The sequence below is a fragment of the Actinosynnema sp. NPDC037264 genome, assembly GCF_055603705.1.
In genome coordinates, this window is sequence record NZ_JBVJVK010000081.1 from 1 (window position 1) to 12,961 (window position 12,961).

General features: G+C 70.8%; 12 protein-coding genes and 1 pseudogene. 6 read left to right on the forward strand and 7 right to left on the reverse strand.

The features are described 5' to 3' along the window. Positions 1-84: 84 nt before the first annotated feature. Positions 85-570, reverse strand: coding sequence for an SRPBCC family protein (locus tag ACZ7GX_RS41690; protein WP_498785672.1), 486 nt, complete (start codon positions 568-570; stop codon positions 85-87). Continuing rightward, entirely contained in the window at positions 567-926 is a 360-nt protein-coding gene (locus tag ACZ7GX_RS41695) for an ArsR/SmtB family transcription factor (protein WP_498785674.1), read from the reverse strand. The genes ACZ7GX_RS41690 and ACZ7GX_RS41695 overlap by 4 nt, the downstream gene beginning before the upstream one ends. A gap of 370 nt (positions 927-1,296) precedes the next feature. Here ACZ7GX_RS41695 and ACZ7GX_RS41700 point away from each other — a divergent pair, with 370 nt between their 5' ends. The 3 genes from ACZ7GX_RS41700 to ACZ7GX_RS41710 all read left to right on the forward strand — a co-directional run bounded on the left by ACZ7GX_RS41700 (position 1,297) and on the right by ACZ7GX_RS41710 (position 5,960). Continuing rightward, the gene (locus ACZ7GX_RS41700; protein ID WP_498785676.1) at positions 1,297-4,995 is read left to right on the forward strand and encodes a multifunctional oxoglutarate decarboxylase/oxoglutarate dehydrogenase thiamine pyrophosphate-binding subunit/dihydrolipoyllysine-residue succinyltransferase subunit; all 3,699 of its coding nucleotides are present in this window, start codon (positions 1,297-1,299) and stop codon (positions 4,993-4,995) included. A gap of 72 nt (positions 4,996-5,067) precedes the next feature. Beyond that, a complete protein-coding gene (locus ACZ7GX_RS41705) occupies positions 5,068-5,247 on the forward strand; it encodes a DUF6104 family protein (RefSeq protein ID WP_360788852.1) in 180 nt (59 codons plus the stop codon). A gap of 176 nt (positions 5,248-5,423) precedes the next feature. Beyond that, on the forward strand, positions 5,424-5,960 hold the full coding sequence (locus ACZ7GX_RS41710; protein WP_498785680.1) for a hypothetical protein: 537 nt from the start codon (positions 5,424-5,426) through the stop codon (positions 5,958-5,960). Positions 5,961-6,193: 233 nt separating this feature from the next. Here ACZ7GX_RS41710 and ACZ7GX_RS41715 read toward each other — a convergent pair whose 3' ends face one another. Next, entirely contained in the window at positions 6,194-7,186 is a 993-nt protein-coding gene (locus ACZ7GX_RS41715; protein WP_498785682.1) for an aldo/keto reductase, read from the reverse strand. A gap of 146 nt (positions 7,187-7,332) precedes the next feature. Between ACZ7GX_RS41715 and ACZ7GX_RS41720 the strand changes: the two genes are divergently transcribed. Together ACZ7GX_RS41720 and ACZ7GX_RS41725 are read left to right on the forward strand one after the other, a co-directional pair. Continuing rightward, a complete protein-coding gene (locus tag ACZ7GX_RS41720; RefSeq protein WP_498785684.1) occupies positions 7,333-8,712 on the forward strand; it encodes an O-antigen ligase family protein in 1,380 nt (459 codons plus the stop codon). Beyond that, positions 8,709-9,155 (forward strand): hypothetical protein, encoded by a 447-nt coding sequence (locus tag ACZ7GX_RS41725; protein ID WP_498785686.1) that lies wholly within the window; start codon positions 8,709-8,711, stop codon positions 9,153-9,155. Before ACZ7GX_RS41720 ends, ACZ7GX_RS41725 begins: the two co-directional genes overlap by 4 nt. Positions 9,156-9,379: 224 nt before the next feature. On the opposite strand, the gene ACZ7GX_RS41730 is transcribed toward ACZ7GX_RS41725, so the two are convergent. Beyond that, positions 9,380-10,288: a LysR family transcriptional regulator gene (locus ACZ7GX_RS41730; RefSeq protein WP_498785689.1), complete on the reverse strand. Its 909-nt coding sequence runs from the start codon at positions 10,286-10,288 to the stop codon at positions 9,380-9,382. Between the two features lie 70 nt (positions 10,289-10,358). On the opposite strand from ACZ7GX_RS41730, the gene ACZ7GX_RS41735 reads away from it, so the two are divergent. Beyond that, a complete protein-coding gene (locus ACZ7GX_RS41735; protein WP_498785691.1) occupies positions 10,359-11,237 on the forward strand; it encodes a dihydrodipicolinate synthase family protein in 879 nt (292 codons plus the stop codon). Here the strand turns inward: ACZ7GX_RS41735 and hutI are convergent. The 3 genes and pseudogenes from hutI to ACZ7GX_RS41750 all read right to left on the reverse strand — a co-directional run. Next, entirely contained in the window at positions 11,197-12,339 is a 1,143-nt protein-coding gene (gene hutI / locus ACZ7GX_RS41740) for an imidazolonepropionase (RefSeq protein ID WP_498785693.1), read from the reverse strand. The genes ACZ7GX_RS41735 and hutI overlap by 41 nt on opposite strands. Then, complete coding sequence (locus tag ACZ7GX_RS41745; protein ID WP_498785696.1) at positions 12,336-12,785, reverse strand: hypothetical protein; 450 nt, start codon at positions 12,783-12,785, stop codon at positions 12,336-12,338. The genes hutI and ACZ7GX_RS41745 overlap by 4 nt, the downstream gene beginning before the upstream one ends. 12 nt (positions 12,786-12,797) lie before the next feature. Further along, positions 12,798-12,920: pseudogene (locus tag ACZ7GX_RS41750) on the reverse strand (XRE family transcriptional regulator); the annotation flags it as partial. Between the last annotated feature and the right edge of the window lie 41 nt (positions 12,921-12,961).

A 12,961-nucleotide genomic window follows, 5' to 3' on the forward strand; every position in this document is an offset into this window, starting at 1 on the left:
CTGTGGGCACTGTTGCGCGACAACCGGCCGTTCACAACGACAAGTTCCGCCACACCAGCGCCCACAGCCACTTGACACGGGTCATTAAGACTCGGCGAGCATCTCGTCCAGCCGCTCGTACCCCTCGACCACCCCGGTCTCCATGCCGCTGGCCAGCATCATGTCGCGGGCTTCCGTCGTCGCGAACACGCTGGCGCCGTGCAGGCGGGTCCGGCCGTCGCCCAGGTCCTCGAACGTCAGGGTGTCCAGCGAGACGCCGTCCGGAAAGCCCTCGAACGTGAACGTCTGCACGATCCGCTCACCGGGCCTGACCTCGTGGAACGAACCGTAGAACCGGTACTCCTCGTCACCGTGGCTGTGCACGAAGCGGTAGGCGCCGCCGGTCGACGCGTCCCACCGCTCCACGCGCATCTCCAGGTAGCGCGGGCCCTGCCACTTCACCACGAGGTCGGGGTCGACGTGCGCGCGGAACACCGCGTCCACCGGGGCGTTGAACTCGCGGGTGATGTGGATGACCGGCGCGGCCGGGTCGGCGCTGATGCTGGTCTCGGGGTGCGTGGTCGTGGTCATGATGCTTCTCCTTCGACTCGGGTCTGTCGGGTGTCCTCGCTCGCCATCTCGGCGAGCACGGCGTCCAGCCGCCGGTAGCGCTGCTCGGCCTCCTGCCGGTAGCGCTCGATCCACTTCGTCATCAGGTCGAACACCTCCGCCTCGAGGTGGACGGGCCGTCGTTGCGCCTGCTTGCTGCGACTGACGAGCCCGGCGTCCTCAAGGACCTTGAGGTGCTTCGACACGGCCTGCACGGTCACGGAGTACGGCTCGGCCAACTCGTTCACGGTCGCGTCGCCCACGGCCAGCCGCGCCACCATGTCGCGCCGGATCGGGTCGGCCAGGGCCGAGAAGACCCGCGACAACTGGTCGTCCACCGCCATCTCCTTACTCAACCTCTCGGTTGAACAAACCATACGACCTCCACCCAACCAAGTCAACCAAAAGGTTGAAGACGCAGGTCAGAGCCGAGCCGGCTGCCACGCTTCAGCCGGCTGAACACCTCACACCGCACCGACCGCGGCCGTGCGCACAACTACTCCCAGTCGAAGCACCGCCGGACGTGTGACGGGCTTAACCTCAAGTGATGCTCAAGCACCCATAACACGAACCGATGACCTGACCGATTCTGTGAGAGAACACTCGGTGCGCTGCCCCTCCTGTGTGTGAACTGCACCAGACGGGGGACTAGCCTGACCATGAGTGAGTCATTACCAAGAGCGAGATGGATAGAGGCGAGCGCCAGCCGTGTCCAGCAGCAGTCCTGCTTCTCAGTTCGGCCCCAATGAGTGGCTGGTCGAGGAGATGTACGAGCAGTTCCTCGCCGATCCGTCGTCCGTGGACCCGGCCTGGCACGACTTCTTCGCCGACTACAAGTCGACGCAGCGGTCGGGCAACGGGGCGGCGACGGCCGCGGAGAGCGGCACCACGACCGCCACCAGGACCGCTCCGGCCCAGGCCGCGCCGTCCGCCGCGCCGACGACTCCGAAGCAGCCGCAGCAGCCGCCGAAGAGCCAGCCGACCACGACGGCCCAGCCGGCCCAGAAGCCCGCGGCCAAGCCCGCGCCCGCCCAGGCCGCCAAGGCCGCGCCGGTGCAACAGGCGAAGGGCGAGGAGCAGAAGCAGCTGCGCGGCGCCGCCGCCGCCATCGCGAAGAACATGGAGCTCTCGCTCACCGTTCCGACCGCGACGAGCGTGCGCGCCGTGCCCGCCAAGCTGCTGGCCGACAACCGCATCGTGATCAACAACCACCTCAAGCGCACCCGCGGTGGGAAGGTCTCCTTCACCCACCTCATCGGGTACGCGGTGGTGCGGGCGCTCAAGGCGTACCCGAACATGAACCGGCACTTCGGCGAGGTCGACGGCAAGCCGTTCGTGATCACGCCGGAGCACGTGAACTTCGGCCTGGCGATCGACCTGCCCGGCAAGGACGGCGCCCGCACGCTGGTCGTGGCCTCGATCAAGGGCTGCGAGAACATGACGTTCACGCAGTTCTGGCAGGCCTACGAGGACCTGATCCGCAAGGCGCGGACGGGCTCGCTGACCACCGAGGACTTCTCCGGCACCACCATCTCGCTGACCAACCCCGGCACCATCGGCACCAACCACTCGGTGCCGCGCCTGCAGGCGGGCCAGGGCACGATCATCGGCGTCGGCGCGATGGAGTACCCGGCGCACTTCCAGGGCACCAGCGAGCAGGCCCTGACCGACATGGGCGTCAGCAAGGTCATCACGCTGACCTCCACCTACGACCACCGCGTCATCCAGGGCGCGGAGTCGGGCGAGTTCCTGCGCCGCATCCACCAGCTCCTGCTGGGCGAGGACGGCTTCTACGACGACGTCTTCACGTCGCTGCGGCTGCCGTACGAGCCGATCCGCTGGGTCGCCGACATCCCCGAGGGCGCGGTCGACAAGACCGCCCGGGTGATCGAGCTGATCGACGCGTTCCGCACCCGCGGCCACCTGATGGCCGACACGGACCCGCTGAACTACCGCCAGCGCAGCCACCAGGACCTCGACGTCCTGTCGCACGGCCTGACCCTGTGGGACCTGGACCGGGAGTTCCCGGTCGGCGGGTTCGCGGGCCAGGAGCGGATGAGGCTGCGCGACATCCTCGGCGTGCTGCGCAACTCGTACTGCCGCACGGTCGGCGTCGAGTACATGCACATCCTCGACCCGGAGGAGCGCCTCTGGATCCAGGAGCGCGTCGAGGTGCCGCACGAGAAGCCGCCGGCCACCGTGCAGAAGTACATCCTCTCGAAGCTCAACGCCGCCGAGGCGTTCGAGACCTTCCTGCAGACCAAGTACGTCGGCCAGAAGCGGTTCTCGCTCGAGGGCGGCGAGACCGTCATCCCGCTGCTCGACGCGGTGCTGGACAAGGCCGCCGAGCACGAGATCGACGAGGTCGTCATCGGCATGCCGCACCGCGGCCGGCTGAACGTGCTGGCGAACATCGTCGGCAAGCCGATCTCGCAGATCTTCCGCGAGTTCGAGGGCAACCTCGACCCCGGTCAGGCGCACGGCTCCGGTGACGTCAAGTACCACCTGGGCGCCGAGGGCAAGTACTTCCGGATGTTCGGCGACGGCGAGACGAAGGTGTCGCTGACCGCGAACCCGTCGCACCTCGAAGCCGTCGACCCGGTGCTGGAGGGCATCGTCCGGGCCAAGCAGGACATGCTCGACAAGGGCGGCGAGGGCTTCACCGTGCTGCCGGTCGCGCTGCACGGCGACGCCGCGTTCGCGGGCCAGGGCGTGGTCGCCGAGACGCTGAACCTGGCGCTGGTGCGCGGTTACCGCACCGGCGGCACGGTGCACGTGGTCGTGAACAACCAGGTCGGCTTCACCACCGCGCCCGAGCACTCGCGCTCGTCGAAGTACTCGACCGACGTGGCGAAGATGATCGGCGCGCCGGTGTTCCACGTCAACGGCGACGACCCCGAGGCGTGCTACTGGGTCGCCAAGCTGGCGGTGGACTACCGGCAGGCGTTCAACAAGGACGTCGTGATCGACATGGTCTGCTACCGCCGCCGCGGCCACAACGAGGGCGACGACCCCTCGATGACGCAGCCGGCGATGTACGACGTGATCGACACCAAGCGCTCGGTGCGCAAGACCTACACCGAGTCCCTGATCGGTCGCGGCGACATCTCGGTCGAAGAGGCCGAGAAGGCGTTGCAGGACTTCTCCTCGCAGCTGGAGCACGTGTTCAACGAGGTCCGGGAGCTGGAGAAGCACCCGATCAAGACCTCGCCGTCGATCGAGGAGGAGCAGCAGGTCCCGACCAAGCTGCCCACCGGCGTCGACCGGTCGATCATCGAGAAGATCGCCGACGCGCACGTGAACCTGCCCGAGGGCTTCACCCCGCACCCGCGGGTCAAGCCGGTGCTGGAGCGGCGCGCCAAGATGGCCCGCGAGGGCGGCATCGACTGGGCGTTCGCCGAGCTGCTGGCGTTCGGGTCGCTGGTGCTGGAGGGCCGCACGGTCCGGCTGGCCGGGCAGGACTCGCGGCGCGGCACGTTCGTGCAGCGGCACGCCACGCTGGTGGACCGCAAGCGGTCCGAGGAGTACACGCCGCTGCAGAACCTGGCCGAGACCCAGGGCAAGTTCATGGTGTACGACTCGGTGCTGTCGGAGTTCGCGGCGCTGGGCTTCGAGTACGGCTACTCCGTGGCCAACCCCGACGCTCTGGTGCTGTGGGAGGCGCAGTTCGGCGACTTCGTCAACGGCGCGCAGCCGATCATCGACGAGTTCATCTCGTCCGGTGAGGCGAAGTGGGGCCAGGTGTCCGACGTCGTGCTGCTGCTGCCGCACGGTCACGAGGGCCAGGGCCCGGACCACACGTCCGGCCGGATCGAGCGGTTCCTCCAGCTGTGCGCGGAGGGCTCGATGACGATCGCGGTGCCGTCGACGCCGGCGAACTACTTCCACCTGCTGCGGCGGCACGCGCTGGACGGCGTGAACCGGCCGCTGGTGGTGTTCACGCCGAAGTCGATGCTGCGCCTGAAGGCCGCGGTCAGCCCGGTCGAGGCGTTCGTCGACGAGAAGTTCCAGTCGGTGATCGACGACCCGACCGGCGTCGACCCGAGCGCGGTGCGCAAGGTCCTGCTGTGCAGCGGCAAGATCTACTACGAGCTGCTGGCCGAGCAGGAGAAGCGGGGCGTCAAGGACGTCGCCGTGGTGCGCGTCGAGCAGCTGTACCCGGTGCCGGCGCGCAAGCTGACCGCCGCCCTGGACCGCTACCCGAACGCCACCGAGGTGCGCTGGGTCCAGGAGGAGCCCGCGAACCAGGGCGCGTGGCCGTTCTTCGGGCTGGCGCTGCCCGAGCTGCTGCCGTCGCGGTTCGCGGTGAAGCGCGTGTCGCGCCGTCCGATGGCCGCGCCGTCGGCGGGTTCGTCCAAGGTGCACGAGGTCGAGCAGCGCGAGCTGATCGCGAAGGCGTTCGAGTAGGACCTGATGGGTTGAGCCGAGCCGTCGAGACCTCCGGGTGTCGACGGCTCGGCCCGTTGGCGGAGGAAGACCGTGTACTTCACCGATCGCGGCATCGAGGAGCTGGAGTCCCGGCGGGGTGAGGAGGAGGTCACGTTCGCGTGGCTGGCCGACAAGCTCCGGGCGTTCGTCGACGCGAACCCGGACTTCGAGACGGCCGTGGAACGCCTGGCCACCTACCTGGCGCGGGACGACGAGGACTTCGAGGACTGACGACGGCCCCGGCCGGAAGGCGGTAGGTGCGCGTAGACGTCGACGAGGTGACGGGTTGTCGGAGGCCTGGTGGATGATGTAGGTCACGCATTCCTCCGAGAGGCCTGACCATCAGCGACCCGACTCCCCGCCGCGCGTTCACCGACGAGTCCTACCTCGAAGCGTGTGCGGACAACGTGGGGTTCTACGTGCTGGCGTCAGCGGTGTTCGAGCCGGACCAGCACCTGGAAGCACGTGAAGTGCTGTTGGGTCTGCGAGGCGACCGCAGCACGGCGAAGCTGCATTGGAACGAGATGGACAAGCACCAAAAGCGAACAGCGGCGCAGCGACTGGCAGACGTCGAAGGCTTGCACCTCGTCGCCATCGGCGCTCCGCTTCCCATCAGGCGGCAGGAACGGGCACGGGCGGCTTGTCTGCGGCTACTGGTGCACGAACTGCACGCCTACGGAGTCGGCGAGCTGCTGATCGAGTCCCGGACGAACGAACTTGACAGGCGCGATGTCGCCACGGTGCGCGGTGCCCGCTACGAGCTGCCCAAGGGAACGCAGTTCAGGGTGGAGCACCAGATAGGTGCCAAGGAGCCGTTGTTCTGGGCTGCAGACATCATCGCCGGGTGCGGTACGAAGTCAGCTGATGGGAGACAGCACCTATCAGGACATACTCGCGGAGCGCCTGTACGACGTGACCGTCATGACCGAGTGCTGACCTGGTAAGTCGGGCAGCCTGCGGACATGCGTAAGGCCAGGGTCCCGGTCTGCCCCAGGTGCACCTGGCCTTGCGACTCGCCTGAGCACCCGCGGTGCCAAGCTCCGACATCGATGTTACTCGGCGGTGAGAGGTTTGGCGAGCCGGCGGATCCCGGCTCACCAAACCGTCTTTCCTGGTCAAACCATGCCGAGACGTGTGCCGGCGTCCCGTCGCCCGATCGGGCGACGACCGGCCGGCGTCACCAGGCGTAGGCCTCGGGTGCCGGCTTGGCGCCGTTCGGGCCCGGGGGCGGGAAGAGGTCGTCCAGCTTGGCCAGGACCTCGTCGTCGAGCTTGATCTCGGTGGACCGCAGTGAGCCGTCCAGCTGCTCCAGGGTGCGGGGACCGATGATCGGCGACGTCACGCCTTCCTGGTGCAGGAGCCACGCCACGCCGACGTGCGCCGGGTCCTCGCCGAGGTCCGCGGACAGCTTCTCGTAGGCCTCGATGGCGTCACGGTGCTTCTCCAGGCCTTCCTGGCTGCGGCCGGTGTTGCCGCGGGAGCCGCCGCCCTCGCGCTGCTTGCGCAGCACGCCACCGAGCAGGCCACCGCCCAGCGGCGACCACGGGATCACGCCGACGCCGTAGTGGCGCGCCGCCGGCAGCACCTCCAGCTCGACGAACCGGTTGACCAGGTTGTAGATCGACTGTTCGCTGACCAACCCGAGGAAGTGGCGTTCCCGCGCCGCCTGCTGAGCCTGCGCGATGTGCCACCCGGCGAAGTTGGACGACCCGAAGTAGATCACCTTCCCCTGCTGCCGCAGCACGGAGAAGGCCTCCCAGATCTCGTCCCACGGCGTGGCCCGGTCCACGTGGTGCATCTGGAGCAGGTCGATGTAGTCGGTCTGCAACCGCCGCAGCGACGCGTCCGCGGCTCGCCGGATGTGCAGCGCGGACAGCCGCTTCTCGTTCGGCCAGTCCCCCATGTCGCCGTACAGCTTGGTGGCGAGCACGGTCTTCTCCCGACGCCCGCCGCCCTGCGCGAACCACCGGCCGATGATCTTCTCGGTGACGCCCTCGCCCCGCTGCCACCCGTAGACGTCGGCGGTGTCGAAGAAGTTGATGCCGTGCTCGTGGGCCCGGTCCATGATCGTGTGACTGTCGGGCTCGGACGTCTCCGGACCGAAGTTCATCGTGCCGAGGCACAAGCGGGACACGGACAGGCCGGAACGGCCGAGCTGGGTGTACTCCATGCGGCCAGCCTGCCTCAAGTCGATCGCCGGGACCACCCGACCGACACGACCGCGTTCCGGCGAAACCGCTCCGCCGCAACGGATCCCGAGGTTAAGATCCGCGCCTACCCCGCCTCGGGCGGGCATGGGGGCTGGGGGAGGCCTGCATGGGGGGAGTCGCGCACGACCACGTCCGGGCACGGGACGGGGTCGCCCTTCCGCACGCCGTGCTGCTCGTGCTCGCCGCGATCGCCGCCGCCGTCGTCGCCCAGGGCGGCTACTACCTGCCCGGTCGGCTCTTCACCGGCGCGCTCGTCGCGTTCGCGCTGGTCCTGGCCCTGCGCGACCGCCCGGCGTTCGGGCTGGTCCCGATGGCGTGCGCGGGGCTCGCGGCGTGGGCCGTCCTGCGCGCGGCCCTGAACGGCGAGGTCGTCCGGTCCCTGCCCGCGGTCGCGGCCGTCGGCTGCCTGGCCGCGGCGGTGGTCGTGGTCCGGGGCGCCGACGCCAGGCAACGGGAGCTGTGCGCGTCGGTGCTGGTCGGGGTGGGCGCGCTGGTCGCGCTGACCGGCTGGGTGGCCGTCGCCTGGCGGGTGCCGTCGTGGTCGGCGGTGGCCGACGGCCTGGCCCGCGCCGCCTCCACCCTCACCTACCCCAACGCCGCCGCCGCGCTGCTCGCCGCGCTCACCGTCCTGGCCCTGGCCCTCAACACCGCCCACCCGGACTCGTTGCCGCACGCCGGCGCGGTGTACGCGCTGGTCGTCGGCGTCGGCGCGACGCTCAGCCGCGCCGGCCTGCTGGCGCTGCTGGCCGGGTTGGTGGCGTTGGCCGTCTTCAACGGCGTCCGCACCACCCTGCGGCACGCCGGTCCGCCCGTCCTCGGCGCGCTGATCGCCCTGGGCGCGCTGGCGCCGTCGTTCCCGGTCGCCGAACCGGCCAACCTCCCGCTCGCGGTCGCCGGCCTCGTCGCCGGCCTCGCCGTCACCCTGGGCCTGAACCGGGTGAAGCCGGTGGTCCGGTCGGTCGGCGTGGTGGCCGGGCTCGTCGCGGCCGGGCTCGGGGCGCTCCTCGCGTACGACCTGGGCAAGCTGCTCACGGGCCGGATCTCGACCAGCTCGCCGGACCGGGCCGGCGCGACGGGCGCGGCGCTGGACCTCGTCGCCGCACGGCCCTGGACGGGCGTCGGACCCGGCAACGGGTGGTTCGCGTTCACCGGGCCCCGCGGCGAGTCCCGGGTGATGCGGTACGTCCACGACGAGTACCTCCAGGTCCTGGTCGAGCTCGGCGCGATCGGGCTCGGCCTGGTGCTGCTGGTCCTGGCCGCGCTGGCCGTCGCGGTGTGGCGCGGGCGCGCCGGGTCGACGTGGGCGGGCGCCGCCGCCGGGCTCGTCGTGCTGCTGGTGCACAGCGGTTTCGACTTCCTGTGGCACCTGCCCGTGATCGTGCTGACCGCCGGGCTGCTCGCCGGCCTGGCCTCCCCCGAAGCCGAACCCGAACCCGCTGCCCGCGCAGCCGCGCTGGTCGCACCCACCACAGAGGAGAACCGATGAAGGTCCCATCCATCCGCAACCTGCGCCCGGCCAAGGCCGCGGCCGTGCTGGCCGTCGTCGCGGGCGCGATCTTCGCGTCCGTCCTGCCCTCCAGCGCCGACGTGGGCGCCCAGTCGCCGTCGCAGCCCGCGATCCAGGTCCAGACGCAGGCGGAGAGACTGGCGCGCGGCGCGGCGGTCCAGGTCGACGTGCAGATCGTCTGCCCGCCGCCGGGCTACGCCTACGTCAACGTCCGGCTCACCCAGCGCGTCGGTCCCGCCGTCGCGAGCGGCTCGGGCTACGCGCAGCCGTTCTGCACCGGCGGCACGCAGACCGTCACCGTCTCGGTGCACGCCTCGGAGTTCCCGTTCCGCGCGGGCACGGCCTTCGCCTCGGCCATCCTGTCGGGTCCGTTCAACGGCCAGGTCTCGGACGACCGCGAGGTCACGATCGTCAACCCGTGACGTGACCGGGGGCTCGTCACCGCGACGAGCCCCCGGTCACGCCCGCCTCAGCGCGCGCCCGGCACCGCGAGGCCGAACTCGTAGGCCGCCCAGAAGACGCCGTGGGTCAGGACGAGCAGCGGTGCGGCGACGAACTCTGGGCGTTTGATCGTGGTCATGCGGTGAATCCCGCGGATCGCGCGACCGGAACTGATCGCTCGTGCGAGCGGTCTTCGGCCTCACTCTCAAGAGGGAGGAGCCAGGTAGGCGCGGGTCGAGGACTCCAGCGCGGCCACGCACGCCGCGACCACGGGGTGACCGCCCGCGCCGCGGCGGTAGGCGATGCGGGTGCGGCGGTGGACGTCCAGCGGGACCAGCCGGACGTCGGCGGGCGGGCGCGTCGCGCCGAGTTCGGGCACGAGCGCGACGCCTTGACCGGCGGCGACGAGCGCGAGCACGGCGGTGAAGTCGTCCGCGTGGTGACGCACCCTGGCGGTGAACCCGGCGGCCTGGCAGACCCGCATCGCCACGGTGTGGCAGAGCGTGCCGGGGGTGCCGACGATCCACGCCGCGTCCCGCGTGCTCGCGATCGTCCCCTCCGGCCCTTCGGTGGGCCTGTCTTCGGTGGGCACGGCGAGGAACACCTTCTCGTCCAGCAGCCGCACCGAGTCCACGCCGGGGTCGGGCTCGACCGGCGCGATGTCGTAGTCGTGCCACAGCGCCACGTCCAGCCGCCCGTCGCGCAACGCGTCCGGCATGTCGACCGGATCAAGCTCGGTGACCATGAGGTCGAGCGCCGGGTGGTCGCGGCCCAGCGCGACCAGCGCGGCCGGCAGCAGGGTCGGCACGGCGCTGGGGAACGCGCCGATCCGCACGGTGCCGGACAGGCCCGTGCGGGCGGCGGCCAGCGTGGCGGTCGCGGCTTCCAGGGCGGCCAGGACCGTCTCGGCGTGCCCGACGAGCGCGGTGGCGGCGGGCGTGAGGCTGACGCTGCGACCGGTGTGCTCCAGCAGCGGCACGCCCGCCTCGCGTTGCAGGGCGGCGAGCTGCTGGGACACGGCGGACGGCGTGTAGGCGTGCGCCTGGGCGACGGCGGCGATCGTGCCGAGGCGGGCCAGGTCGCGCAGGAGCCGCAGGCGGCGGACGTCGAGCATCAGTTCAGCTTACGGTTGCCATGAGGAACGCGAACTGGTGCTTCACGGTCCGGGCGGGCACCGTGGCGGTATGACGCTCACCGGCCTGCACGTACCGCTGATCACGCCGTTCGACCGGTCGGGGGCGGTGGCCCTCGACGCCCTGGAGTCCCTCGCCCACCAGGCGTTGGACGACGGCGCGCGTGGCCTGGTGGCGTTGGGCACGACGGCCGAGCCCTCGTCGCTCACGCCGGTCGAGCAGCAGGCCGTGCTCGGCGTGGTGACCCGGGTCTGCCGTGAGCGCCACGCGCCGCTGGTGGTCGGCGCGAACACCCCGCAGGCCCTCCAGGCGTTGGCCGACCACCCGGAGGTGGTGGCGTCGCTGACCGCGGTGCCGTCGTTCGTCCGGCCGGGCGAGGAGGGCGCGCTCGCGCACCTGACCCGGCTGGCCGCCGACAGCCCGGTGCCGCTGGTCGTCTACGACATCCCGTACCGGACGGGCCAGTACCTGTCCGCGGGCGCGTTGCGGCGGCTCGGGGACGTGCCCGGCGTGGTGGGCCTGAAGTACGCGGCAGGCGGGATCAACGCCGACACGGTGGAGCTGTTCGCCGACGTGCCGGACCTGGCCGTGCTCGGCGGTGACGACACGTTCATCTCGCCGCTGCTGGCGCTCGGCGCGCACGGCGGCATCCTGGCTTCGGCGCACGTCGCCACCAGCGAGTTCGTCCGACTGATCGACGCGTGGCACGCCGGTGACGTCGCCGAGGCGCGCGCTCTGGGCGGCCGGCTGGGCCGCCTGTCGGCCGCGCTGTTCGCCGAGCCGAACCCGACCGTGATCAAGGCCGTGCTGCACGCGCAGGGCCGCATCCCGACCCCGGACGTCCGCCTGCCGCTGCTGGCCGCCGGGCCCGACAGCACGTCGGCCGCCCTCAGCGCTGTCGAACGCCTGCTCGCCACACCGCGTGCGTGAGCGGGACGCCCGGCCGGTACGCCAGGTGGGTGGTGGAGGGGGCGTCGAGGACGTGGACGTCGGCGCGGGCGCCCGGTGACAGGTGCCCGACGTCGGTGCGCCGGAGGGCTTTCGCGCCGTTGAGGGTCGCGGCGGTGACGGCCTCCTCGACGGTCATGCGCATCTGGAGGACTGCCGTCGTGATGCAGTAGGCCATCGAGGTCGTGTAGGAGCTGCCGGGGTTGCAGTTGCTGGCGAGGGCCACCGTCGCGCCCGCGTCCAGCAGCGTCCGGGCGGGTGGCAGCGCCTGGCGGGTCGACAGGTCGCACGCCGGGAGCAGGGTGGCGACGGTGGACGAGCCCGCCAACGCGTCCACGTCGGCGTCGGACAGGTACGTGCAGTGGTCGACGCTCGCCGCGCCCAGCTCCACGGCCAGCCGGACTCCCGGCCCTTCGCCCAGCTGGTTGCCGTGCACGCGCAAGCCCAGCCCTTTGGCCTTCGCGGCTTCGAGCACGGCCCGCGACTGGTCGGCGTCGAACGCGCCCTGCTCGCAGAACACGTCCGCCCACCGCACGTGCGGCGCGACGGCGTCCAGCATCTCGCCGATCACCAACGCCACGTACTCGTCCGCGTCCGCACCCGGTGGCACGAGGTGCGCGCCCAGGAAGGTGACCTCGTCGGCCACGCTCGCCGCGATCCGCGCCGACCGCACCTCGTCCTCGACGGTCAGCCCGTAGCCGGTCTTGGTCTCGATCGTCGTCGTCCCCTGGGCGACGGCCTCGGCGACCAGGCGCCGCAGGTTCGCCGCCAACTCCTCGTCCGACGCCGCCCGCGTGGCGCCGACCGTGACCGCGATGCCGCCCGCCGCGTACGCCTGACCGGCCATGCGGGCTTCGAACTCGGCCGTCCGGTCCCCCGCGAACACCAGGTGCGTGTGGCTGTCCACCCAACCGGGCAGGACCGCTCGCCCTTCGACGTCCACGCGCGTGTCGGCGGCCGGCGCGGAGGAGGAGGGTCCGACCCACTCCACGCGGTCGGTGAAGACGAGGGCGGCGTCGGTGAGGCGCCCCAGCTCGGGGTCGTTCGTGGTCAACTCACCGATGCCGGTGATGAGGGTGCTCATTCGTCGTCCAACCGTCGGAAGATCTGCGGGAACTCGCCGTCCTCGATCAGACCGCCGATGACGTGCGCCATGTCCATCACCCCGGCGTCCCGGACGATGAGCCCGTCCGACACCGAGAAGTACCGACCGCCCAACGCCTCCCCGCTCTCCGCCCACTTCGCCATCAACGCCTCGACCTGGGCCAACGTGAACACCGTCCCGCTCCACCGCGAGCCGTCGGGCAGGTGCACGAACACGTCGACGTTGTCGACCGCGTCCAGGTCCTCACCGGCACCGGGCAGGAACGCCGGCTCGAACCGCTCGCACCGCACGCGGTACCAAGGCGCGTCCCACCACCCCTCCATCACCGACGCAGAAACCGCTGCCAGGCCGAAGTTGTCGTTGTTGCCGTCACCGCGGTAACTGCTCTTCCGCCACACCAGACCAGTGGGGTCCACAGTGGACAAGAAGACCGCCTCTCATTCGCGCCCGGCAACGATCCGCTCGATCAGGGCGATCGAATCCTCCGGACCGAGCGCCCGCTCGAGCAGGTGGTCGATCAGCATCCTAGCCCGCCGAACCTGTTCCGGATCTTCGATGTGGAGCGAACCTGATGATGGTGAACGGGACCGACACCCTTGGG

Bases quoted from the DNA above. Each gene is read 5' to 3' on its own strand.
- ACZ7GX_RS41720 (WP_498785684.1), top strand. From the start codon at position 7,333: ATGGGGGGAGTCGCGCACGACCACGTCCGGGCACGGGACGGGGTCGCC.
- ACZ7GX_RS41735 (WP_498785691.1), top strand. From the start codon at position 10,359: ATGACGCTCACCGGCCTGCACGTACCGCTGATCACGCCGTTCGACCGG.
- ACZ7GX_RS41715 (WP_498785682.1), bottom strand. From the start codon at position 7,186: ATGGAGTACACCCAGCTCGGCCGTTCCGGCCTGTCCGTGTCCCGCTTG.
- ACZ7GX_RS41725 (WP_498785686.1), top strand. From the start codon at position 8,709: ATGAAGGTCCCATCCATCCGCAACCTGCGCCCGGCCAAGGCCGCGGCC.
- ACZ7GX_RS41690 (WP_498785672.1), bottom strand. From the start codon at position 570: ATGACCACGACCACGCACCCCGAGACCAGCATCAGCGCCGACCCGGCC.
- hutI (WP_498785693.1), bottom strand. From the start codon at position 12,339: ATGAGCACCCTCATCACCGGCATCGGTGAGTTGACCACGAACGACCCC.
- ACZ7GX_RS41730 (WP_498785689.1), bottom strand. From the start codon at position 10,288: ATGCTCGACGTCCGCCGCCTGCGGCTCCTGCGCGACCTGGCCCGCCTC.